Origin of the sequence: Bradyrhizobium sp. USDA 223 (genome assembly GCF_044909005.1) — a bacterium.
GTDB lineage: Bacteria > Pseudomonadota > Alphaproteobacteria > Rhizobiales > Xanthobacteraceae > Bradyrhizobium > Bradyrhizobium yuanmingense.
The window spans coordinates 6547031-6568743 of record NZ_JBIYDR010000001.1 but is presented as its reverse complement, the minus strand read 5'-3'; the positions used below and the strand labels follow the sequence as shown (position 1 = coordinate 6568743).

General features: G+C 65.4%; 21 protein-coding genes and 1 pseudogene. 10 read left to right on the top strand and 12 right to left on the bottom strand.

The features are described from left to right. Nucleotides 1–24: 24 nt before the first annotated feature. The 3 genes from ABIA40_RS30640 to hslV all read right to left on the bottom strand — a co-directional run bounded on the left by ABIA40_RS30640 (nucleotide 25) and on the right by hslV (nucleotide 1872). Nucleotides 25–642 (bottom strand): DUF2585 domain-containing protein, encoded by a 618-nt coding sequence (locus ABIA40_RS30640; RefSeq protein WP_271543252.1) that lies wholly within the window; start codon nucleotides 640–642, stop codon nucleotides 25–27. Further along, a complete protein-coding gene (locus tag ABIA40_RS30635) occupies nucleotides 639–1121 on the bottom strand; it encodes a GNAT family N-acetyltransferase (RefSeq protein WP_404544964.1) in 483 nt (160 codons plus the stop codon). The genes ABIA40_RS30640 and ABIA40_RS30635 overlap by 4 nt, the downstream gene beginning before the upstream one ends. Before the next feature lie 190 nt (nucleotides 1122–1311). Next, nucleotides 1312–1872 (bottom strand): ATP-dependent protease subunit HslV, encoded by a 561-nt coding sequence (gene hslV, locus ABIA40_RS30630; protein WP_036003154.1) that lies wholly within the window; start codon nucleotides 1870–1872, stop codon nucleotides 1312–1314. A gap of 191 nt (nucleotides 1873–2063) precedes the next feature. Here hslV and hisB point away from each other — a divergent pair, with 191 nt between their 5' ends. From hisB to ABIA40_RS30590, 8 genes are all read left to right on the top strand, one after another. Then, a complete protein-coding gene (gene hisB, locus ABIA40_RS30625; RefSeq protein ID WP_036044988.1) occupies nucleotides 2064–2657 on the top strand; it encodes an imidazoleglycerol-phosphate dehydratase HisB in 594 nt (197 codons plus the stop codon). Nucleotides 2658–2721: 64 nt separating this feature from the next. Further along, entirely contained in the window at nucleotides 2722–3252 is a 531-nt protein-coding gene (locus ABIA40_RS30620; protein ID WP_157285168.1) for a DUF2628 domain-containing protein, read from the top strand. Further along, entirely contained in the window at nucleotides 3249–3899 is a 651-nt protein-coding gene (gene hisH / locus ABIA40_RS30615) for an imidazole glycerol phosphate synthase subunit HisH (protein ID WP_404544960.1), read from the top strand. The genes ABIA40_RS30620 and hisH overlap by 4 nt, the downstream gene beginning before the upstream one ends. Then, nucleotides 3896–4633, top strand: a complete 738-nt coding sequence (hisA, locus tag ABIA40_RS30610; RefSeq protein ID WP_404544957.1) for a 1-(5-phosphoribosyl)-5-[(5-phosphoribosylamino)methylideneamino]imidazole-4-carboxamide isomerase — start codon at nucleotides 3896–3898, stop codon at nucleotides 4631–4633. The genes hisH and hisA overlap by 4 nt, the downstream gene beginning before the upstream one ends. A 3-nt stretch (nucleotides 4634–4636) precedes the next feature. Next, entirely contained in the window at nucleotides 4637–5410 is a 774-nt protein-coding gene (gene hisF / locus ABIA40_RS30605; protein ID WP_057025778.1) for an imidazole glycerol phosphate synthase subunit HisF, read from the top strand. A gap of 77 nt (nucleotides 5411–5487) precedes the next feature. Next, nucleotides 5488–5811, top strand: a complete 324-nt coding sequence (locus ABIA40_RS30600) for a phosphoribosyl-ATP diphosphatase (RefSeq protein WP_404544955.1) — start codon at nucleotides 5488–5490, stop codon at nucleotides 5809–5811. Nucleotides 5812–5847: 36 nt separating this feature from the next. Further along, the gene (gene coaA / locus ABIA40_RS30595; protein ID WP_404544952.1) at nucleotides 5848–6804 is read left to right on the top strand and encodes a type I pantothenate kinase; all 957 of its coding nucleotides are present in this window, start codon (nucleotides 5848–5850) and stop codon (nucleotides 6802–6804) included. Nucleotides 6805–7292: 488 nt separating this feature from the next. Further along, nucleotides 7293–9263 carry a PAS domain S-box protein gene (locus ABIA40_RS30590; protein ID WP_404544950.1) on the top strand — a complete coding sequence of 657 codons (1971 nt, stop codon included), beginning with the start codon at nucleotides 7293–7295 and terminating at the stop codon, nucleotides 9261–9263. A gap of 3 nt (nucleotides 9264–9266) precedes the next feature. Here ABIA40_RS30590 and ABIA40_RS30585 read toward each other — a convergent pair whose 3' ends face one another. The 5 genes and pseudogenes from ABIA40_RS30585 to ABIA40_RS30565 all read right to left on the bottom strand — a co-directional run bounded on the left by ABIA40_RS30585 (nucleotide 9267) and on the right by ABIA40_RS30565 (nucleotide 15680). Beyond that, on the bottom strand, nucleotides 9267–10325 hold the full coding sequence (locus ABIA40_RS30585) for an AI-2E family transporter (RefSeq protein ID WP_271543267.1): 1059 nt from the start codon (nucleotides 10323–10325) through the stop codon (nucleotides 9267–9269). A 71-nt stretch (nucleotides 10326–10396) separates the two neighbouring features. Beyond that, nucleotides 10397–11027, bottom strand: a pseudogene (locus ABIA40_RS30580) (histidine phosphatase family protein). A gap of 85 nt (nucleotides 11028–11112) precedes the next feature. After that, nucleotides 11113–13356, bottom strand: a complete 2244-nt coding sequence (locus tag ABIA40_RS30575; protein ID WP_404544947.1) for an ATP-binding protein — start codon at nucleotides 13354–13356, stop codon at nucleotides 11113–11115. A gap of 208 nt (nucleotides 13357–13564) precedes the next feature. Next, nucleotides 13565–14032: a hypothetical protein gene (locus ABIA40_RS30570; protein ID WP_271543273.1), complete on the bottom strand. Its 468-nt coding sequence runs from the start codon at nucleotides 14030–14032 to the stop codon at nucleotides 13565–13567. A 109-nt stretch (nucleotides 14033–14141) separates the two neighbouring features. After that, the gene (locus ABIA40_RS30565) at nucleotides 14142–15680 is read right to left on the bottom strand and encodes a YifB family Mg chelatase-like AAA ATPase (RefSeq protein ID WP_404544944.1); all 1539 of its coding nucleotides are present in this window, start codon (nucleotides 15678–15680) and stop codon (nucleotides 14142–14144) included. A 229-nt stretch (nucleotides 15681–15909) separates the two neighbouring features. Between ABIA40_RS30565 and ABIA40_RS30560 the strand changes: the two genes are divergently transcribed. Then, on the top strand, nucleotides 15910–16155 hold the full coding sequence (locus ABIA40_RS30560) for a PilZ domain-containing protein (protein WP_018644993.1): 246 nt from the start codon (nucleotides 15910–15912) through the stop codon (nucleotides 16153–16155). Between the two features lie 81 nt (nucleotides 16156–16236). Continuing rightward, nucleotides 16237–17034 carry a tetratricopeptide repeat protein gene (locus ABIA40_RS30555; protein ID WP_157285175.1) on the top strand — a complete coding sequence of 266 codons (798 nt, stop codon included), beginning with the start codon at nucleotides 16237–16239 and terminating at the stop codon, nucleotides 17032–17034. Nucleotides 17035–17126: 92 nt separating this feature from the next. Here the strand turns inward: ABIA40_RS30555 and ABIA40_RS30550 are convergent, their stop codons facing one another. From ABIA40_RS30550 to cpaB, 4 genes are read right to left on the bottom strand one after another with little or no spacing between them, the layout of a single operon-like run. Next, nucleotides 17127–18416 carry a CpaE family protein gene (locus ABIA40_RS30550; protein WP_404544942.1) on the bottom strand — a complete coding sequence of 430 codons (1290 nt, stop codon included), beginning with the start codon at nucleotides 18414–18416 and terminating at the stop codon, nucleotides 17127–17129. After that, nucleotides 18413–19144, bottom strand: a complete 732-nt coding sequence (locus ABIA40_RS30545; protein WP_157285176.1) for a CpaD family pilus assembly protein — start codon at nucleotides 19142–19144, stop codon at nucleotides 18413–18415. The genes ABIA40_RS30550 and ABIA40_RS30545 overlap by 4 nt, the downstream gene beginning before the upstream one ends. Before the next feature lie 49 nt (nucleotides 19145–19193). Continuing rightward, nucleotides 19194–20711 carry a type II and III secretion system protein family protein gene (locus ABIA40_RS30540; protein WP_157285177.1) on the bottom strand — a complete coding sequence of 506 codons (1518 nt, stop codon included), beginning with the start codon at nucleotides 20709–20711 and terminating at the stop codon, nucleotides 19194–19196. A 10-nt stretch (nucleotides 20712–20721) separates the two neighbouring features. After that, nucleotides 20722–21543: a Flp pilus assembly protein CpaB gene (gene cpaB, locus ABIA40_RS30535; protein WP_275511735.1), complete on the bottom strand. Its 822-nt coding sequence runs from the start codon at nucleotides 21541–21543 to the stop codon at nucleotides 20722–20724. Nucleotides 21544–21713: the final 170 nt, after the last annotated feature.

Here is a 21713-nt window from a genome sequence, read left to right as displayed (position 1 = left end):
GCCAAGGACAAGCCGCATTTTGGGTCAGATGATCGGCGGGCCGGATTGCCACTGCTTCACGGCATCGATCGGATGGATCAGCATCAGGATATTGAGCGTCAGATTGTCGCGAATGTGGAGCGCCAGCACGATCTCGAAGGCCAGCCCCAGCAGCACGGTCGCGGTGACAGGCAGCGCGCGTGCGGCCAGGAACCCCAGGATCATGGCCAGATTGTCCGAGACCGAATTGAGGATGCTGTCGCCGTAATAATCCAGCGAGATCGTGCCGGCGCGGTAGCGCTCGATGATGAAGGGCGAGTTCTCGACGATCTCCCAGGCGCCTTCGATCAGCATCGCGATGATCAGCCGTGCGGGCCAGGAGAGAGGCAGGAAGGGTAACCGCGCGAACAGCAGCCAGGTCAGGCCGTAGAACAGGAAGCCGTGCAGCACGTGTGAGAACGTGTACCAGTCTGCAATCTGCTGGGAATTCTCCGAGCTGTTCACCACGCCGTGCCACAGCTTGATGGTGCCGCAGGCGCAGATCGGCACCCGTCCCATCGCAAGCAGGATCGCGGCTTGCAGCGCGAGCAGCAGCAGCGCGATGCCGACCCAGGCGAGCGGCGGGAATGTAGTCTTGGCAGCGGGGCTTGCGGCGAGCGTCATGGGTCTCGGATCATCAGGAGTGCGGGACCGTCGGGCGTGACGATCTCGTGCTGCGGCACGAAGCCAGCTTTCTCATAGGCACGAATCGCACGCGCATTGGAAGGACTCGGGTCTATCACGATGCGCGGCACACCGCGCGCGAAGAGCTGGTCGATGAAGGCGCGGATGAAAGCGGAGCCGTGGCCGCGTCCGAGCATGTCAGCCTCGCCGATGAACTGATCGAGGCCGCGAGTGCCCACGGGCTGCGGGCCGAAGCTGACATGCCAATCGCCGAGCCGGTAGCACTGCAGGTAGGCGAAAGGTCGGCCGTCAAGGCTGACGATGAATTGCGCCAGGTCAGGATGATCGAGGTCGCCGCCGACGAATTCAAGCGTCTCCGGATCATGCCACCACTCGGCGACATGCGGTGCGGCGAGCCAGCGCCGGATCAGCGGCATGTCGGCCGCGGTCATGGGACGGAAGGTGTAGCTTTGCGTCATCTAGCGCCCACAGCGGTGCTGCTCTCCCTCTCCCGCTTGCGGGAGAGGGTTGGGGAGAGGGTGTTTCCGCAATGGGACAATCCCCCAGAGGGAAGAGCCCCCACCCGGCGCTTCGCGCCGACCTCCCCCGCAAGCGGGAGAGGTTGCACCGATCGTGCGGAGAGGCACTCGGACAAATGACCCCTCCGCCCTACCCCGTAGCCAGGCTCTCGATCGTCAGATTCCGGTTGGTGTAGACGCAGATGTCCGCGGCGATGTCCAGCGAGCGGCGGACGATGGTCTCGGCGTCCTTGTCGGTGTCGAGCAGAGCCCGGGCCGCCGCCAGCGCGTAATTGCCGCCGGAGCCGATCGCCATCACGCCGGCCTCGGGTTCGAGCACGTCGCCGGTGCCTGTCAGCACCAGGGAGACGTCCCTGTCAGCCACGATCATCATGGCCTCCAGCCGCCGCAGATAGCGGTCGGTGCGCCAGTCCTTGGCGAGCTCCACCGCCGCCCGGGTCAGCTGCCCCGGATATTGCTCGAGCTTGGATTCGAGCCGCTCGAACAGCGTGAAGGCGTCAGCCGTGGCGCCGGCAAAGCCGCCGATCACGTCGCCCTTGCCGAGCTTGCGGACCTTCTTGGCATTGGACTTGATCACGGTCTGGCCGATCGAGACCTGGCCGTCGCCGCCGACCACCACCTTGCCGCCCTTGCGGACCGTTAGAATCGTGGTGCCGTGCCAGCCCGGCGAGCTGTTCTGGGAGTCCTGCATGAATACCTCACTGTCCGGCCTGATTTAGGCGGTCGGGACCAAGGGCACAACGGGCCGTTCCGGGCCGAATTTCGCTCACCATAGGCAGAAGTAGAGGTCCGGCCGGCCGTTCCCGCAGTAGCGAAGGTGTCATTTGGCTGTTAAGAGACTGGCGTTTTCGGCTCCCTAGCTAGGATGAAAGCCAGCTTTCAATGCGCACCGCGACGATCAAGCGCAAGACCAAGGAAACCGACATCGAGGTCTCCGTGAACCTCGATGGCACCGGCGTGGCCAATATCGCGACCGGCATCGGCTTTTTCGACCATATGCTCGATCTTCTCGCCCGCCATTCCCGCATCGACCTCACGGTCAAGGCGGTGGGCGATCTGCACATTGATTATCACCATACCACCGAGGACACCGGCATCGCGCTTGGCCAGGCGGTCAAGCAGGCGCTCGGCAACATGGCGGGTATCACCCGCTACGCCGGCGTGCACATGCCCATGGACGAGACGCTGACGCGCGTGGTGATCGACATCTCGGGCCGCCCGTTCCTGGTGTTCAAGGCCGACTTCCCCCGGCACAAGATCGGCGAGTTCGACACCGAGCTGGTGCGCGAATGGTTCCAGGCCTTTGCCATCAACGCCGGCGTGACTCTCCACGTCGAGACCCTATATGGCGATAACAGCCATCATATCGCCGAGTCCTGCTTCAAGGGTCTGGCGCGGGCGTTGCGCACGGCCGTGGCGATCGATCCGAAGGCGGCGGGCGAAATCCCGTCCACCAAGGGCTCGCTCGGCGGCTGACATCTTCCGTCTTGCGGCGAAGGCTGCTGGCGGCATCACTGAATTTCGAGAACGGGGCATCACCATGCCTGTCTACACAGTTCACGCTCCCTCACCCGCAGGAGCCGACCCGCGCGCGACCGACAGGATCGTGTTCGTGCGCGACGGCTTCCATTTCTGGGCGATGATCTTCGGTCCGTTCTGGCTGTTGTGGAATCGGCTGTGGCTGGCGCTGATCGGCTATCTGATCTTCCTGGCCGCGTTCAACGCCGGGCTGTCGAGCCTCGGCGTCGGGCGCTCCTCGATCTTCTTCGCCGATTGCATCGTCGCGCTGCTGATGGGCCTCGAAGCCTCGAGCCTGCGCCGTTGGACCTTGTCGCGCGGCAAATGGCGCCAGCTCGACATCGTCGTCGCCGACGACAGCGATACTGCGGAGCGCCGCTTCTTCGAGCGCTGGAGCCAGAAGCAGAACGGCAGCGCTGGCGATCAATGGGCCGTCGATCGCGGCGGCCCGCCGCCGACCCGCAATGTGCCGGGTCAGCCATTCTCGAACCCGCCGCCCATTCCAGCCGGCGGCATCATTGGGTTGTTTCCAGAACCGGGAGGGTCAAGATGAGCGTCGCCATCATCGATTACGGTTCCGGCAATCTGCATTCAGCCGCGAAAGCCTTCGAGCGCGCCGCGCGCAGCCTGGAGAGCCCGCAAAAGGTCTTTGTTACCAGCGATCCGGACCAGGCTTACGAGGCTGACCGCCTGGTGCTGCCCGGCGTCGGTGCCTTCGCCGATTGCCGGCGCGGGCTCGATGCCGTCAACGGCATGGTCGAGGCCATCACCGAAGCGGTGCGCGTCAAGGCGCGGCCGTTCTTCGGCATCTGCGTCGGCATGCAGCTGATGGCGAGCCGCGGCAAGGAACACGTCGTCACCGAGGGCCTGAACTGGATCGGCGGCGACGTCGAGAAGATCACGCCGCGCGATGAAGGCCTGAAGATCCCGCACATGGGTTGGAATACGCTCGAGGTGCTCAGGGAGCATCCGGTGCTCGACAAGCTGCCGCTCGGCCCGAAGGGCCAGCACGCTTATTTCGTGCACTCCTATCACCTCAATCCCGCCAGCGAGGCGGACGTGCTCGCGCGCGCCGATTACGGGGGGCCCGTCACCGCGATCGTCGGCAAGGACACCGCCATCGGCACGCAATTCCACCCCGAGAAGAGCCAGCGCTTTGGGTTGGCCCTGATCTCGAACTTCTTGCGATGGAAACCGTGATTCTCTTTCCCGCGATCGACCTCAAGAACGGCCAGTGCGTGCGCCTCGAGCAAGGCGACATGGCGCGCGCGACCGTGTTCAACCTCGATCCGGCCGCGCAGGCGCAGAGCTTTGCCGAGCAGGGTTTTGAATATCTCCACGTCGTCGACCTCGACGGTGCCTTCGCCGGCAAGCCGGTGAATGCCGGGGCGGTCGAGGCGATGTTGAAGACGATCAAGATTCCGGTGCAGCTCGGTGGCGGCATTCGCGATCTCGCGACCGTCGAAGCCTGGCTCGACAAGGGCATCACCCGCGTCATCATTGGCACCGCCGCGGTGCGCGATCCGGAGCTGGTGAAGTCTGCGGCGAAGAAATTTCCCGGGCGGGTCGCGGTCGGGCTCGATGCGCGCGACGGCAAGGTCGCGGTCGAAGGCTGGGCCGAGACGTCGCAGGTCACGGTGCTCGAGATCGCCAAGCGCTTCGAGGATGCGGGCGTTGCCGCCATCATCTTCACCGACATCGCGCGAGACGGCCTGCTCAAGGGCTTGAACTTAGAGGCGACCATCGCGCTGGCCGATGCCATCTCGATTCCCGTGGTCGCCTCCGGCGGCCTCGCCTCGATCGAGGACGTGAAAGCCATGCTGACGCCGTGCGCGAAGAAGCTCGCCGGCGCGATCGCCGGCCGCGCGCTCTATGACGGCCGGCTCGATTCCGCCGCCGCCCTCACCTTGATCCGCGACGCGCGCAGGAGCTGACCCATGTTCAAGGTGCGCGTGATCCCCTGCCTCGACGTCAAGGACGGCCGAGTCGTCAAGGGCGTCAATTTCGTCGATCTGCGCGATGCTGGCGATCCCGTCGAAGCCGCCATCGCCTATGACGCCGCCGGCGCCGACGAGCTCACCTTCCTCGACATCACCGCGACCCACGAGAACCGCGGCATCATGCTGGACGTGGTCCGTCGCACGGCGGAAGCCTGCTTCATGCCTGTCACCGTTGGCGGCGGCGTGCGCGAGGTCAACGACATCAAGACGCTGCTGCGCGCCGGCGCCGACAAAGTGTCGATCAACAGCGCCGCGGTGGCGCGGCGCGAATTCGTCAAGGAAGCCGCGGAAAAATTCGGCGAGCAGTGCGTGGTGGTCGCGATCGACGCCAAGCGCGTCAAGCGTCCGGGCGGCGACCGCTGGGAGATCTTCACTCATGGCGGGCGCAACTCGACCGGCATCGACGCGATCGAATACGCCCAGGAGGTGGTTTCACTCGGCGCCGGCGAGATCCTGCTCACCTCGATGGACCGCGACGGCACAAGGCAGGGATTCGACATTCCGCTGACCCGGGCGATCGCCGACAGCGTTCCCGTTCCCGTGATCGCCTCGGGCGGCGTCGGTAATCTCGACCATCTCGTCGACGGTATCCGCGACGGGCACGCCACGGCGGTGCTGGCGGCTTCGATCTTCCATTTCGGGGAATTTACGATTCGTGAGGCCAAGGAGCACATGGCGCGACGCGGGCTGCCGATGCGCCTCGATGCCTGACGACTCCCGTTCATAAGAATGCTACGCTGGTGGCTGGGGATGGCCGCCGTGGTCCCATGTGTTTCCGAGTGAGTCCGATGCCGCGTTTCACGATCCATGATCTGGCCGAAACCATCGACGCCCGCGCAGCGTCCAGCGGCGAAGCATCGTATACCCGCAAGCTGCTCGACAAAGGCCCCGAGCATTGCGCCAAGAAGTTCGGCGAGGAAGCAGTCGAAACCGTAATCGCTGCAGTCGAAAACGATCGCGCGCATCTGATCGCTGAAAGTGCCGACCTGCTCTATCATTTCCTTGTGCTGCTGAAGGCGCGCGGCATAAAGCTGGAAGAGGTCGAGGCCGCGCTGGACAAGCGGACCTCGATGTCGGGGCTGGAAGAGAAGGCGTCGCGCAAGGGCGGCTAGGCAAGGGCGAATAGATCGCAACGGAAAGGCGGCGTCATGGATATCCGCGCACCCGAGCAGCAGTACAATCCCTACCGCGTTTATACGCGCGAGGAATGGGCGCGACTGCGCGACGATACGCCGATGACGCTAGAGCCGGGCGAGTTCGACCGGCTGCGTTCGCTGCACGATCGCCTTGACCTGCAGGAGGTCGAAGACATCTATCTGCCGCTGTCGCGCCTGTTGTCGATCTACGTCGATGCGATGCAGCGGCTGTATTACGCCGAGCGCCAGTTCCTCAACATCCGGGATCGCAAGGTGCCCTACATCATCGGCGTCGCCGGCTCGGTGGCGGTCGGGAAATCCACCACGGCACGCGTGCTCCAGGCCCTCCTGGCGCGCTGGTCGCCGCGGCCGAAGGTCGAGCTGATCACCACGGACGGATTTCTCTATCCCAACGCGGTGCTCGAGCGGCACGGCATCATGCAGAAGAAGGGTTTTCCGGAGAGCTACGATCTGCCGATGCTGCTCAACTTCCTCTCCGACATCAAGGCCGGCCGTCGCCACGTCCGTGCGCCGGTCTATTCGCATCTGACCTACGACATCGTGCCGAACCAATGGGCCGAGATCGACCAGCCCGACATCCTGATCGTCGAAGGCGTCAACGTGCTGCAGACCGGCAAGCTGCCGCGCGATGGCAAGGCGGTGCCGGTGGTTTCCGACTTCTTCGATTTCTCGGTCTATATCGACGCCGACGAGGCGGCGCTGCGGCAATGGTACATCAAGCGCTTCCTGGCGCTGCGCGACACCGCATTCACCGATCCGAAATCCTACTTCAACCGCTACGCGCTGTTGTCGGACGAGGAAGCCACCGCGACCGCGATCGCAATCTGGGAGCGTACCAACCTCGCCAATCTCGAGGATAACATCCTGCCGACCCGGCCCCGTGCGACGCTGATCCTCAAGAAGGGCGCCGACCACACCGTGGAGAGCGTGGCGCTCAGGCGGCTCTAGCCAGCCGGACAGCCGAGCCGATCGCAATTTTCCAGCTGAGTATCTTTTGATGCAGACCGGCAAAGGGTATTCCGTTATGGCCTTCGAAAACGAGAGGGGCCATGGTTGATCGTCTCAGAAGCGCTGCAGAGCATCTCGAAGCGCCGACATGTCCGGACTGCCAAGTCGAGATGAGGTGGTATCGCTCCGAATTGCTCGCGGACGAGCCGGTCCCGGTCATCGCCCACCTTTTTGTGTGCCCGCATTGCAAGCGCGCCGCCCGGACAGATACGGTCTCCAAGGGGCACTCAGGGACCGCCCGGTCGACTTTCGGCGCCGCGATTCCACGCCCACGCAGCATAATGGCCCAGAAGCCGCTGCGTCGGGCTTCGGCTGCGCCCGCAGCCGGTCGAGAGTGCATCAGGCCGAGGTATTCTTAGTCCTTGTGGGGAACTTTGCTGCTGCCTATTCGTTAAGCAACCCCGCCCTGTTCTGTCTCGAGGATCCGTATGAGTCAAACGCCGCTCGACCAGCTCGAGGACGGGCGCCGCCTCGAGCTGCTGGTCAACGCGATCGTCGACTATGCGATCTTCATGCTCGATACCGATGGGATCGTACGGACCTGGAATGTGGGGGCCGAGCGTCTCAAGGGTTATTCCGCAGGCGAAATCGTCGGCAAGTCGTTCTCGGCGTTCTACACGCCCGAGGATCGCGCCGCGGGCCTGCCCGACAGGGCGCTGACGACAGCGCGTGAGACAGGGCGCTTCCATTCCGAGGGCTGGCGGGTGCGCAAGGACGGCAGCCGGTTCTGGGCCCTCGTCGTCCTCGACGCGATTAGGGACGAGCAGGGCCGCCTGATCGGCTTTGCCAAGGTGACGCGGGATATCACCGAGCGGCAGCAAGCGCACGCCGAGCTGCTCGAGAGTGAGCGACGCTACCGTCGCTTGATCGAGGCCGTGATCGACTATGCCATTTTCCAGCTCGACCCGCAGGGCAACGTCGCGACCTGGAATCCAGGGGCTCAGCGCATCAAAGGCTATGCTCCGGATGAGATCATCGGGCAGCATTTCAGCCGGTTCTACACGCCGGAAGATATCGCAAGCGGAGTCCCCAAGCGCGCGTTGGCAGAAGCTCGCGAGCACGGCCGCTTCGAGGCCGAAGGCTGGCGGTTACGAAGGGATGGAACGCGCTTCTGGGCCTCCGTCATCATCGATCGAATCGTCGGCGAGACAGGCGAGGTCATCGGTTTCGCCAAGGTCACGCGCGATCTCACCGAACGCAAGCGCGCACAGGACGAGCTCAAGCAGGTTCAGGAGCAACTGCTCGCCTCGCAGAAGCTCGAGGCCGTCGGACAGCTCAGCGGCGGCATCGCGCACGATTTCAACAACCTGCTCATGATCGTGCTGGGCAACATCGAGACTGCGGAGCGCAATGCCCGCCAATTGGCCGGCAGCGGCAATCTCCAGCGCGCTCTAGGCCACGCCAAGCGTGGTGCCCAGAGAGCTGCGGCGCTGACCAGCCGCTTGCTTGCCTTCTCGCGCCGCCAGGCACTTGATCCGAAGCCGATCAACGTCAACAACTTCCTGAACGGCGTGCAGGATTTCCTGCAGCGTACGCTCGGCGAACGGATCGAAGTCGAGACTGTCGGGAGCGCGGGCCTGTGGCAGATCGAAGCCGACGCAAACCATCTGGAGTCGGCGATCATCAATCTCGCCATCAACGCCCGCGACGCCATGCCGGACGGCGGCAAGCTCACCGTCGAGGCCGTGAATGTCTCGGCCGATGATGATTACAGCCGCATCAATCCCGAGCTGTCGCCAGGTCAGTACGTCGTAATTTGTGTGACCGACACCGGAAGCGGAATGTCGAGCGAGGTGCTCGATCATGCCTTCGAGCCCTTTTTCACGACAAAAGAGCCGGGGCACGGCACGGGACTCGGTCTCAGCCAGGTCTATGGCTTCGTCAAGCAATCCGGCGGGCACGTGAAGATCTACAGCGAGGTCGGCCACGGCACGAGCATCAAGATGTACTTCCCTCGTTATCTCGGCACGAGCCGGGCGCCTGCCAACGAGCCGGAAGACGTGTTGCCCGAAGGCGAGAAGATTGAGACCCTTCTCGTTGTCGAGGATGATGCCGACCTCAGGGCCTATGTGTGCGATGTCCTGCGCGACCTCAATTATCGCGTCCTCTCCGCGCCGAGCGCTCAAGGCGCTCTGACGATTCTGCTCCAGGAGGAGCCGAGAGTGGATCTGCTTCTAACCGATGTCGTCATGCCCGGAATCAACGGTCGCGAGCTCGGGAGACGGGCGCAGCAGATTCGGCCGGGACTCAAGACTCTTTATATGACCGGATATTCCAGGAACGCCGTCGTCCACCAGGGCCGCCTGGATGAAGGGGTCGATGTTCTCGAGAAGCCCGTCTCGCAAGCGAAGCTGGCGCTGCGTGTGCGCGAGATCCTAGACCGGCCGGCCAAGGAATGAAGGTCACTTTCGGACGTCATCTCGCGCTTTCCCGACGACGAAGATGTGCCAAGTCGTCAGAAACATCGCAGCAACGAGCGGGCCGATGACGAACCCGTTCGCTCCGAACGTCGCAAGGCCGCCCAGCGTGGCAAGCAGCACGACATAGCTCGGCATCTGGATCGACTGGCCGACCAGGATCGGGCGGAGAAAATTGTCCGCAAGGCCGATCACGAAGGTGCCGAAAGCGAGCAGGATGAGGCCCTTCGTGACCGAACCTGCAACAAGCAGGTAAAGCGCAACCGGAACCCAGACCAGCGCGGAGCCGAGCACCGGCAGCAGCGAGAGCAGCGCCATCAGTGCGCCCGCCAGCAGCGGCGCTGTGAGGCCGAGCAGCCAGAAGATGAGCCCGCCGAGCGCTCCCTGTATCAAAGCGACGAGAACGATGCCCTTGATCGTTCCACGAACCGCCAGGGTGAAGACATCGAGAATTTCGGCGGTATGGCTCGGGCTCAGCGGGAGCGCCTCGCGAATGCGGGCATTGAGCTCGTCACCGTCGCGCAGCAGGAAGAACAGCAGGTACAGCATCACGAGCAGGCTTGCGACGAACTCCAGCGTCACCTGACCGATGTTGATCGCGTGCCCGGCCAGCTGTTGGCCGGCCGGGACGACCAGACCCGACAGGCGTTCCCTCAGGGCCGAAAGATCGATGCCGGCCAGGCGGTCCCCGAGCGACGCAGCCCAGGCGGGCAGCGCGGATTTCAGCTGCTGCAGGGGATGAGCCAGGCTGATCTCCCCGCTCTGAACGCGCTGATACAGCTCCCCGCCCTGGTCGATCAGCGACGCGATGATGATCGCCACGGGGATCAGGACCATGACGACCACCACGATGACGGTGGCGAGGGCGGCAAGGTTGTGCTTTTCGGGCACGGATTTCAGGACCCGCCGATAGAACGGGGCGAAGATGATGGCCAGCAGCGTGGCCCACAACACGGCACCGGAGAACGGCCAAAGCACCCAGACGAACGCGACGGAGATCGCGCCGAGCAGGATGAGGAATGAACGATTCTCCGATGTTCTCACGTGTTCGCCAGCTCTTCGCTCGTTCGCCAGATGATGTCCGTAGCACAACATCGTGGCGGAGCGGCAGGTCCTCACCTGCCCGCTTTCGCGATCCAATCCGCAAGCGTGATGCGACCTGCGAAGGTGGCGGGGCCCGAGCCGCCGGCCTTGTAGACGAAGGCCTCGCCTTCCCCGACGTTGCCGGCGTCCTTGCCGAAGGCATCGGCGATGTTGGTCTTGTGGGTGACCAGGACGGTGTTGGTGCCGGCCTGCGGCGGCGCATCGACGAGCTGACGCACGGCCTGCCCGGCCTTGGTATTGGCGCCGGTCGGGTTTGCCATTCCCGATGCGCTGGCGTTGCTGCTGTCGGTCAGGGCATCGACCGGCTTGACCTCACGGCCGGAGATCAGCTTGCCGGCTTCGACCGCGCGGTTCAGGCGGCTGGTGTAGACGTCGCCGATGGGGATCGCGAGGTCCTTGACCGCCGTCCCGATCTGGCGCGCCGCGTCCCTGCCCTTCTCGCTGAGCTGACGCTGGGCACTCATGTCGTCGAACTTGAAGGGATAGACATCCTTCTGGCTGTCGTCAGTCGCGGGTGTGTCGGAAGATCAGGACGTAGCCGCCCTGCTTCAGCGACGAGATGAGGTCCGGTGTGTCGGCGGCTGCGTGGCGGGAGATTCCAGCCAGGAGAACAATCAGGGCGAGGCGGCAAAGCACGTTCATGCGCAAAATCCTTTGGTTGCAAAATGCCCCCGGAGTGATCGTGACGCGCAACGCGCTCGATTTCAATTGCGATCGTCAGACGAGATCAGGTTCCCGTGAGATCCGGAGCCGTCTGGTGCCGGGACGCGGCAAGGCCCGCCAGCGCCTCCTCGAGCTTCTCACGGTCGACCGGCTTGATCAGAAATCCGTTCATGCCTGCCTCGAAGCAGGCATAACGATCCTCCACCAGCGTGTTGGCGGTGAGCGCCAGGATCGGCGTCTGGGAATCGCCCAGCGCGGCCTCGTGCGCGCGGATGCGCTTTGTCGCCTCGATGCCGTCGAGCTGCGGCATCTGGATGTCCATCAGCACGAGATCGTAGGGCGTGCCGGCCGATGAGGCGGCGAGCCAGGATTCCAGCGCGGCCTCGCCATGGACGGCAATGACGACGCGGTGGCCGAGCTTGGTCAGCAGCGAGCGCATCAGCAAGGCGTTGATTTCGTTGTCCTCGGCGACGAGGATCGACAGGCCTTTCGCTGGCGCGGGGCCGGCGGAGGCCGGTGGCGGCTCCGGCGCGAGATCGGGCGAGGCGACCTCCGGCGTCAGGGCAAGGCGTGCGGCGAGCGAGGCCGCGCGCAGCGGCTTCACCAGAAAGCCGGTGAAAGCCGGCGACAGCTTCTCGTGGCGCGAGCTCGACGTCAGCAGCACGAGGCGCTGCAAGGCATGCGCGCGGGCGGCCTCACCGAGCTGATCGGCTGCGGCTGGACCGATCGCCCGATCGATCAGCACCGCGTGCCAGGAGCGTTCCGGCAGCAATGCTTCGGCGACCGCCGCATCTGCAATCAGGCAGGTCTGGCTGCCCCAGCGTTCGAGGCGCCGGGCGATGAGCGAGGCTTCGATGCCGTCGGCGACGAGGAGCATCGACTTGCCGGTGAGGTCGGGACTCGGAAATGCGGTCTGCCCGGCGCCGCCTTGCGACGGCGGAAGCGGCACCGCGACCTCGAAGGTCGAGCCCTTGCCCGGCTCGCTCGTGAGCGTGATCCGGCCGCCCATGCGCTTGACGATGCGCTCGCTGATGGCGAGGCCAAGGCCGGTGCCGCCATAGGTGCGGGCGACGCGCTCGTCGGCTTGCTCGAATTCGCGGAAGATGCGCTGCTGGGCCTCGGCTGCGATGCCGATGCCGGTGTCGCGAACCAGGAAGCTGATCTCGTTCGGCCAGATGCCGGGCTCGACGATCAGTGCCACGCCGCCGCTGCTCGTGAACTTGATGGCGTTGCCGGCGAGATTGAGCAGCACCTGGCGCAGCCGCGCGGCGTCGCCGACCACTTCGAGCGGCAGGCGCTCGTCGACATAGGCGGCGATCTCGAGCGACTTCGCCTGCGCGCGCGGCGCGAGCAGCTCGGTGATCTCCTCGACCAGGGTCGAGAGCGCGAAGGGACGTTGATCGAGGTCGAGCTTGCCGGCCTCGATCTTGGAATAGTCGAGCAGCTCCTCGATTAGCGCCATCAAGGCTTCGCCCGAGGTCTTCACCGCCCTGGCATAAGTCGCCTGCTCCGGCGTCAGATCGGTGTCGAGCAACAGGCCGCCCATACCGATGATGCCGTTCAGGGGGGTGCGGATTTCGTGCGAGGCCATCGCCAGGAAGCGCGACTTGGCGCGGTTGGCGGCGTCGGCCTGGTCGCGCGCGTCGGACAATGCGCGCTCGGTCTCGGTGCGGTCAGTGACGTCGCGTCCGACGCTCTGCAACTCGGCGGGCTGGCCGGCATCGAGGCGGACATAGCCCTCGCGCCAGGCGATCCATCGCGCGCCGAGCGGGGTTGCGATCTTCTGGTCGTGGATGCGCGTGCCGCTGCTCTCGCGGGCACTGTCGCCCTGCTCCAGCACGTCGAAATCGAAGCGCGTGCCGACCAGCGCGCTGCGCGCCTGTCCTGCGAGCGCGCAATAGGCGTCGTTGGCAAAGCTGATGCGGCCGTCGGTAGCGCGCAGCACGATCAGGTCGCCCTGCTGCTCGAACAGGCTGCGGGCGCGCTCTTCCGCTTCCTTCAGCTCCCAATTGCGGTCGATCAGGGCTTCGTTGTGGGCGGCGAGCGTCCGCAGCTGCTTGTTGACGAAGCGCAGGCGCATGCTCAGCGTCGCAAGGCCGAGGCAGGCGAGCGCAAACAGGAAGCTGGCACCGATCGCAAAGGTATGGGGATCGTAGCCGGAATTGTCGGACCGGCTGCCGGAGACGAAACCATAGGCGCCGCCGAACGTCGCCGAGAAGATCATGAAGGAGCGGATCGCGAAGGCGAGCCTCGGATGCCGTCGCCTGAAACGACGCATGCGCACCTTGATCCGGAACGTCCGACCCATCGCAACCGACCCTTGCCTGAAATCCCCGCCGCCGCGTGCGACGATGGCCCGCCGACCTTGCGAACAAATTGCGGCGGTGGCGCCGCCTCCGAACAGGGTTGACGAGACGTTAACGGGTCAGAGCATGATCCGGAAAAGTGTGCAGCGGTTTTCCTTCGCGACAAACGCGGGACGCGTTTGCGCGGAGATCATGCTCAAACACAAAGCTCTAAAGCGATGCCGCCTGGAAGCGGCCGTGGCCGCCGCGGGCGCCGACGATCAGCGCAGCCGCCTCGCGCGGCGAGAACGTCTTTGAGCGCACATAGATGCGGTAATCCGCCGGTCCTTCGCTGGAGAGATAGACCACCTGGCCGCCGTCGACCGGCTGCGCGGCGATCGAGACGAGACGCGTCGAAGGGCTGGCCTGGCAGGTGTCAGGCTCGGAGCCGAGGCCGTCGTCGACCACGGCAAAATCCGCGGCGTCGGCATCCTCGGTGATCTGGACCCGCACCGTGGCCTGCGCGGGATCGTCGGTGAAGGCAACATGCACACCGGCGGTCCAGAACAGCGAGGTGAGCTCGACCGATGTGTCGCCCAGCGCGATGCAGGGATGCGACACCGATCCGATCTCGGCGCGGGCGAACACCGCAGCCGCCAGCACGGGAACAGCCGAGGCCAGGAACTTGAAACGCAACATGACGCTCTACTCGCTAGGCCCCGGGGAACTCACAACCGAAACGCGTCGGGCCTTATGGTTTGTAGAGCGTAAAGGAAAGTCGTTACCGCCGGGTTGATGCGCGGAATGATCAAGCCAGCTGGCGCACATCCTCCGCGAGTGCGCGGTAGGACAGCGCTTCGGCGAGGTGCAGCCGGCCGATCTTGTCGGCATGGTCGAGGTCGGCCAGCGTGCGCGCCACCCGCAGCACGCGGTGATAGCCGCGCGCCGACAGGCGCATGGTCTCGGCGGCGTCGCGCAGCAGCTTCTGACCCTGCGCGTCCGGCTTTGCGATCTCCTCCAGCACGGAAGCGGGGGCTTCGGCATTGGTGCGGACATGGGGCAGGCCTGCATCTGCATAGCGCGCCAGCTGGATGTCGCGCGCCGCCGCGACGCGGGCGGCGACCTCGGCCGATCCTTCCGACGGCGGCGGCAGGATCAGGTCGGCGGCGGTCACCGCCGGCACTTCGATGCGCAGATCGATGCGGTCCATCAAAGGACCGGAGATGCGCGCCTGATAATCGGCGGTGCAGCGGTCGATGCGGCCGCGCTTACAGGCATAGCCGGGCTCGAACGCATTGCCGCAGCGGCAGGGATTCATCGCCGCGACCAGCATGAAGCGGGCAGGGTAGGTGACGCGGTGATTGGCGCGCGACACCGCGACCTCGCCGTTCTCCAGCGGCTGGCGCAGCGAATCCAGCACGCGCGGATCGAACTCCGGCAATTCGTCGAGGAACAGCACGCCTTGATGCGCCAGCGAGATCTCGCCGGGCTTGGCGCGCGCGCCGCCGCCGGTGAGCGCGGCCATGCTGGCGGAATGGTGTGGCGAGCGGAACGGGCGCCGCGCCGTCAGCGCGCCGCCTTCGATCTCGCCGGCGACCGAGGCGATCATCGAGACCTCGAGCAGCTCGCTCGGCGACAGCGGCGGCAGGATCGAGGGCAGGCGCGCGGCCAACATCGATTTGCCCGCGCCCGGCGCGCCGATCATGAGCAGGTGGTGCCCACCGGCGGCCGCGATCTCCAGCGCGCGCTTGGCGCTTTCCTGGCCCTTGATGTCGCGCAGGTCGAGCGTCGAGGCGGCGGCCTCGTGCACCTTCGGCGTCGGCCGCGACAGCACCTGGGTGCCCTTGAAATGGTTGGCGATCTGGATCAGCGAGTGTGCGGCAATGATCTGGATGTCCGGGCTCGCCCACGCCGCCTCGGAGCCGCAGGACGCCGGGCAGATCAGTCCTTCCTCGCGCATATTGGCGCCGATCGCGGCGGGAAGGACGCCGGCCACCGGCGCGATCGAGCCGTCGAGACCGAGCTCGCCGAGCACGGTGAAGCCGGTCAGCGCATCCGGCGGGATGGCGCCGATCGCGGCCATCAGCCCGAGCGCGATCGGCAGGTCGTAATGGCTGCCCTCCTTCGGGAGGTCGGCCGGGGCCAGATTGACGATGATCCGCCGCGCCGGCAGCGCCAGCCCCGAGGCGATCAGCGCCGAGCGCACCCGCTCGCGCGCCTCCGACACCGCCTTGTCCGGCAGGCCGACGATGGCAAAGGCCGGCAGGCCGGGCGCGACCTGCACCTGCACGTCGACCGCACGGGCCTCGATCCCCTCAAAGGCGACGGTAGAAACCCGCTGAACCATGCCGAACCAGCCTGCCCATTGCTGCAATTAGGGGTAGCAGAGCGCGGCCGTTTCCGCAAGAACAATACGGGAACAATCGCTTGGCGGCCCGTCAAATCCTAACCAGGCGTAAATGCGGTCCCGTCACTACGTCTCGAATGCCACCTTCTCTCCTCAGCACATTCCAACGAATGTCCGCTACTCCTAGGGCTGCGGGATGGGCCGTGGTCTAACGGGTGAAACAGTTCAAATGCTTGCAAATCGCCGGAGAAGCGAACGTCGGGTGTGCAGCCGCCTCGCCAAGATCCATTTTGGCGCGGGCTCGCTGCCGCGGGATTGCACGATCACGGATATTTCGGATGGCGGCGTGAAAGTGGTGGCGGAATTTCTGGAAGTGCCGCCGCAGTTCACCATCATCTTCGCGCCTGATTATTCCCGCCAATGCCGCCTGCGCTGGCGCATCGGCTGCGAATTCGGCGCCGAGTTCGTCGACTGAACCTCAACACGCGCGCCCTCCTTAACGGGACTTTAGCGTTAATCGGTAAGCATCTCTGATCAGTTGCCGAGTGATCAGAGTATGCCCAAGCGTTCGTTCCTCGCCTTTCCCCCGGCGGGATATCTGTGTTCCGCCGTCCTGATCCTCGCCCTCGGCGGCTGTCAGACGGCCGGCATCGACGACGTCACCGGTGCGCTCGGCGGCAAGCGGGAGTCCGCCGCCAAGCTTGACGGCAAGTCCGACAGCAAGGCCGACCCCACGCCGGAGATGGACGCACTTCGCGAGCGTTATCGCGCCAAGCCGAGCGATCCCGCCATTGCTCTCGAATACGGCAAGGCGCTGCGTGGCAGCGGCCAGCGCGCGCAGGCGGTCGCAGTGCTGGAGCAGGCCGTGCTCGCCCGTCCCGGCAACAAGGCGCTGCTCGCCGGCTACGGCCGCGCGCTCGCCGACAACGGCAATTTCCAGCAGGCCTTCGACGTCCTCGGCCGGGCGCATTCGCCCGAGGATCCCGATTGGCGCATCCTGTCGGCGCAGGGCGCTGTGCTCGACCAGCTCGGCCGCAACGAGGAAGCCCAGCAATATTACGCCGCGGCGTTGAAGATCGTGCCGAACGAGCCGACCGTGCTGTCCAATCTCGGCCTGTCCTACATGCTGCAGAATAATCTATCGAAGGCCGAACAGGTGCTCGGCCGCGCCCATCAGCGCAATCAGAACGATGCGCGGGTCCGCGCCAATCTGGCGCTCGTGCTGGGATTGCAGGGTCGCGAGGCCGAGGCCGAAATCCTCGTCAAGGCAGATCTGCCGCCGGACCAGGCCGCGGCCAAAGTCGCGGCGCTGAAGCAGCTGCTGGCGAAAAAGCAGCAGCGGGCGGACAGGTAGTCCGCCCTAGAGCATGATCCGGACCCGAAGGGCCGCGTCAGCGCAAAGTGTGAAGCGGTTTTCCGAAAAGATCATGCTCAAATAAGCTACGCCTAAGACGCCTTGCGATGCGGGGCCGAGCTGCGTCCCGACTTGCCCTTCAGCTTCTTCAAAAGCGGCTCGAGCAGCGAGCGCTTTGGCTTCTTCACCTCGCCGCGGCCGGCGAGGCGGTTCGCCATGTTCTGAAACAGAACGGTGGTGCGGTGGGTCCTGGAGACCTCCGCGATCATCTGGCCGTTATTGGCCGCGGTCGAGAACAGTTTCGAATCGAACGGGATCACCGTGATCGGCTGGCTCTCCATGGTCTTGGCGAAGGCCTTGACCTCGATCTCCGCGCGCTTGTGCATGCCGACCTGGTTGAGGCAGTACAGCGGCGGCCGGTCGTTCGGTCGCGCCGCCTTCAGCACGCTCAGCATGTTTTTGGTGTTGCGCAAGTTGGCGAGATCGGGCTCGGCCACGATCACGATGTCGTCGGCGTTCACCAGCGCGCGGCGGGTCCAGCCGGACCATTGATGGGGAACGTCGAGCACGATGCAGGGCGTCGTCATGCGCAGCGTGTCGAACACTGCGTCGAAGGCTTCGGCACTGAAATCGTAGACGCGGTCGAGCGTGGCGGGCGCCGCCAGGAGGCTGAGGCGATCGGTGCATTTGGCGAGCAGGCGCTCCATCAGCGCCGTGTCCGGCCGGTCCTGCGACAGCACCGCATTGGCTATGCCCTGCACCGGATCCTGATTGTAGTCGAGGCCCGCGGTGCCGAAGGCGAGGTCGAGATCGATCACGACGGAATCGAGCGAAAGGTCGCGGGCGATGGTCCATGCCAGATTATGCGCGACGGTGGACGCGCCGACGCCGCCCTTGGCGCCGACCACCGCAATGACGCGGCCGGTGATGATGGCCTCGGAGGCCGAAAACAGGCTGCAGATCGAGCGGACCACGTCGATCGTCTCGACCGGTCCGACTACGTAATCGTTGACGCCGCGGCGCACCAGCTCGCGATAGGGCGCGGTGTCGTTGGGGCTGCCGATCACGACCACGCGCGTGCCGGGATCGCAGACGCCGGCGAGATCGTCCAGTCCTTCGAGGATGTCGCGCGTGCCGTCGGACTCGATGACGATCACGTTCGGCGTCGGCATCGATTCATAGGCTTCGATCGCCGCGGCGAGGCCGCCGTCCTTGGCGCTGAGATGGGCCTTGGCGAGCCGGCGATCCTGGCCAGCCGCCGTCACCGCCTTGAGCGTCTGCTCGGTCTCGCAGAAGGCTTGCACCGAAATGCGCGGAACCGGCGCGATGTGTTCCTCGGGATGCTGCGGATCGTCCGCGTCTTCGTCGTGGATGCCTGTCATTTGGCGGTATCGCTGAGTTTGGCCTTGTCGGATTCTGGATAGGTGGTGGTCGTCGTCGTGCCCTTGCGATAGCGATCGAACGCGATGTCGCGCCGTGCGGTATAGGCGGGCGTCTCGGCGCGCGGTTGCTCGAGGTCAGCCGGGTTGTCGATCATCGCGGCGAGATTGCGCTGGCTGGCGCAGCCCAGATTGAAATAGGGGCGGTTCTCGGTGTAGCCGGGGTTGAGGATGTTGGGGCCGACGTCTTCGGGCCACAGCCCGCAGGGGCCGGCGACCGCGGTGATCTTGGAATAGCTCAGGCGGATGGTGGGCAGCAGCCCGGGATCATCAGGGCGATAGGGCCGCTGGACGATGGCGCGCGACGGCACGCCGCCGGACGTGAGCACCGAGCGGATCTCCTGATAGGTTGCGGCGGCCGCGCGCGAATTGGCGGTGTCGACCGGCACATCGACGACGACCGAGCCGGTGCCTTCGCGCATCCAGTCCCGCGCGATGCCCGCGACGTCCGAATGCTGCGCAGCCGAGAGGCCGCCTCTGCTCTTGCCGACGAAGATCACGATCGACTTCTTGCCTTCCTGCACCGCAATCGGATGGCGCTGGCGATAATCGGTCGGCACCGTCTGGGTGACGATCTCGGTGGTGTTGCAGGCGCCGAGCATGACGGAGAGGCCCGTCAGTGCCAGTGCGAGCCGCAAATTGCGACGTCGATCGGCTGATGTTGTCGTCATCCCCTGATCCCTCCTGCCCCTGCCTTGCCCGGTCCCCAAACCGTTCGTCTCAGTCGATGATGAAGCCGAAATCGCCCGGCGTGCCGGCCACCGGATCGACACGGCTCGCGATGCCATAGAGGCGGTTGACCCTGCCGAGCAGCGCCCTCTGTGCGTCCGAGGCCGGCGCGAAGCCGTCGTCGGGCCGCGACAATTCCTTCTGAGCGACCGCGCGCACCACGTAAGGCGTCACGATCACCATCAGCTCGGTCTCGTTGTTGACGAAGTCCTGGCTGCGGAACAGCGCGCCGATGATCGGCACCTGGTCGACACCAGGCAGTCCGTTGATCGCCTGCTTGGTCTGCTGCTGGATCAGGCCGGCCATCGCCATCGAGCCGCCCGAGGGAATTTCCAGGGTGGTTTCGGCGCGGCGGGTCTGGATCGAAGGAATGGTGATCGAGTTGGTCGAGCCCGCGGACACCGACTGCGTCAGCGTAATCGAGTTGGTGTTCGACAGCTCCGAGACCTCGGTCATCACGCGCAGGCTGATGCGGCCTTCGCTGAGCACGACCGGGGTGAAGTTCAGGGAGATGCCGAACTTCTTGTAGGTGACCTGGGTGGTACAGACGTGGGTGACCGGATCGCAGGCATAGCCCCCGGGAATCGGGAATTCGCCGCCAGCGACGAAAGTGGCGGATTCGCCCGAGATCGCGGTCAGGCTCGGCTCGGCCAGGGTCCGCATGACGCCGGCGCTTTCCATTGCCCGCATCGTGGCGTTGACGGTGGCGACGCCCTTGGCGAGGCCGGTGACGCCGAGCCCATTGCTGCTGACGATCGGTCCGCCAGAGACTGAGAACGGGTTGGAATTGTTGAAGTTCACCACCGCCGTGCCGGCATTCAGGCTGGCGCTGAGATCGACGCCGAGTTGCTTGACGATGTCGCGGCGGACTTCGCCGACCACGACCTTGAGCATGACCTGGTCGCGGCCGCGCACGACGATGTTGTTGACGACCTTGTCCGCGCCGCCGACCAGCTTTGCGGCGACGTCGCCGGCCTGCTGGGCCTCGACCGGGCTCGACACCGAGCCGGTCAGCATCACGCTGTCGCCGACGCCCTCGATCTGGACGCCCGGCAGCGACTGGCGCAGCGCCGAACGCATGCCGTTGAGGTCGCGCTTCACCGCGATGTCATAGGAGGCGACTTGCTGGCCATCGGCCGCGAAGAACACGACGTTGGTCTGGCCGACCTGGCCGCCGATGATATAGGCGCGCTGGGCCGAGCGGATCACCGCATTGGCGATCTTGGGATCGGCCACCAGCACGTCCTTGACCTCGCGCGGCAGGTCGATGACGACGGACTTGCCGATGCCGAGCGACAGAAAGCGCGACCGCGCCGGTGCGATCGTCCCAACCGACGATAAGCCGAGATCCGACGCCTGCATCGGCGCCTGGTCGCCGACCGGCGCTTCCGCGGCAGCGACGACGCCGGGAGCCGCGAGCAGCCCCAGCATCAACATCGTCCCCGCCAGGACCGAGCGCGCGCGCTTCCCCCGAATGCGCAGGCCCGTCCGATCACCCCCGTAGTTCATGCTGTCCCCATCACTTCTGTGACGTCAGTTGCCGTGCCTGGACGCCGTAACGGATTACGTTCACGCCGCCCGGGCGCTTGATCGCCTGGTCCTCGGGCGTGCCGTCGACTGCGTTGGCATCGACGATGCTGCGCAGCGCGAGTGTCAGAGTGCCGCCCTGGCGTGCGGCCGAAAGCGTGGCGATCTGGTCGGGCCGCAGCTCGAGCGTGACGGTCTTGCCGACCACCGCGTTCTGGCCCTCCTTTTCCTTCGGGGCCTGGTCGATCGCGAGCACTCGGATGTTGGTGAGAATGACCTCGGACAGGATGAGGTCGTTGCCGCCGGTCGGGCCGTTGGTGTTGCCGCCGTCCGGATTCTTCAGCCGGCGGGTCAGGACGATGTCGACGCGGTCATTCGGCAGGATGAAGCCGCCGGCGCCGGTCTCGGCTGAAATCTCGGTGGAGACGGCACGCATCCCGGACGGCAGGATCGCGGCCATGAAGCCGGAGCCTTCGGCCTTGACCAGCTTCTGCTCGCGGATCGGCTCGCCCTGCATCAACGGCACGCGCGCGATCGATCCCGCGATCTGCGCCGGTGCCTCGGGCCTGCCGTCGCGGCGGATGAAGGCGCTGCTGGCGGTGGCCGCGGGCCAGGCCTGCCATTGCAGGTCCTCGGGCTTCACGGCCTGGCCGAGCTGGATGTCGTTCTTGGCGATGAGGACCTCGACCGTCGGCAGCTTCTCGGCGACGGGCAGGACGGCCGCGGGCGGATTCTGATAGCCGCTCGCCAGATATGCAGCGACGCCGCCGGCGCCGAGAGCGATGACGAGAACGACAATGCGTGCGGTATTCATACGCTTCTACTCTTACGCGGGGCACTCGAACCGCACCTGGCGTGTTCCCCCGCGTCGATGAGTAGGGAGCAAAAGTATAAGGGGTGTTGCGAGGCCGAACGCGATCGCCGGCCGCGATGCTGGTTTTCGGCAGATGGTGAACGCGGCGTTATTGGGTCGGCCAACGGCCC

Coding starts and splice junctions, on each gene's coding strand:
- ABIA40_RS30640 (WP_271543252.1), bottom strand. CDS start 642: ATGACGCTCGCCGCAAGCCCCGCTGCCAAGACTACATTCCCGCCGCTC.
- ABIA40_RS30635 (WP_404544964.1), bottom strand. CDS start 1,121: ATGACGCAAAGCTACACCTTCCGTCCCATGACCGCGGCCGACATGCCG.
- hslV (WP_036003154.1), bottom strand. CDS start 1,872: ATGCAGGACTCCCAGAACAGCTCGCCGGGCTGGCACGGCACCACGATT.
- hisB (WP_036044988.1), top strand. CDS start 2,064: ATGCGCACCGCGACGATCAAGCGCAAGACCAAGGAAACCGACATCGAG.
- ABIA40_RS30620 (WP_157285168.1), top strand. CDS start 2,722: ATGCCTGTCTACACAGTTCACGCTCCCTCACCCGCAGGAGCCGACCCG.
- hisH (WP_404544960.1), top strand. CDS start 3,249: ATGAGCGTCGCCATCATCGATTACGGTTCCGGCAATCTGCATTCAGCC.
- hisF (WP_057025778.1), top strand. CDS start 4,637: ATGTTCAAGGTGCGCGTGATCCCCTGCCTCGACGTCAAGGACGGCCGA.
- ABIA40_RS30600 (WP_404544955.1), top strand. CDS start 5,488: ATGCCGCGTTTCACGATCCATGATCTGGCCGAAACCATCGACGCCCGC.
- coaA (WP_404544952.1), top strand. CDS start 5,848: ATGGATATCCGCGCACCCGAGCAGCAGTACAATCCCTACCGCGTTTAT.
- ABIA40_RS30590 (WP_404544950.1), top strand. CDS start 7,293: ATGAGTCAAACGCCGCTCGACCAGCTCGAGGACGGGCGCCGCCTCGAG.
- ABIA40_RS30575 (WP_404544947.1), bottom strand. CDS start 13,356: ATGGGTCGGACGTTCCGGATCAAGGTGCGCATGCGTCGTTTCAGGCGA.
- ABIA40_RS30570 (WP_271543273.1), bottom strand. CDS start 14,032: ATGTTGCGTTTCAAGTTCCTGGCCTCGGCTGTTCCCGTGCTGGCGGCT.
- ABIA40_RS30565 (WP_404544944.1), bottom strand. CDS start 15,680: ATGGTTCAGCGGGTTTCTACCGTCGCCTTTGAGGGGATCGAGGCCCGT.
- ABIA40_RS30560 (WP_018644993.1), top strand. CDS start 15,910: ATGCTTGCAAATCGCCGGAGAAGCGAACGTCGGGTGTGCAGCCGCCTC.
- ABIA40_RS30555 (WP_157285175.1), top strand. CDS start 16,237: ATGCCCAAGCGTTCGTTCCTCGCCTTTCCCCCGGCGGGATATCTGTGT.
- ABIA40_RS30550 (WP_404544942.1), bottom strand. CDS start 18,416: ATGACAGGCATCCACGACGAAGACGCGGACGATCCGCAGCATCCCGAG.
- ABIA40_RS30545 (WP_157285176.1), bottom strand. CDS start 19,144: ATGACGACAACATCAGCCGATCGACGTCGCAATTTGCGGCTCGCACTG.
- ABIA40_RS30540 (WP_157285177.1), bottom strand. CDS start 20,711: ATGAACTACGGGGGTGATCGGACGGGCCTGCGCATTCGGGGGAAGCGC.
- cpaB (WP_275511735.1), bottom strand. CDS start 21,543: ATGAATACCGCACGCATTGTCGTTCTCGTCATCGCTCTCGGCGCCGGC.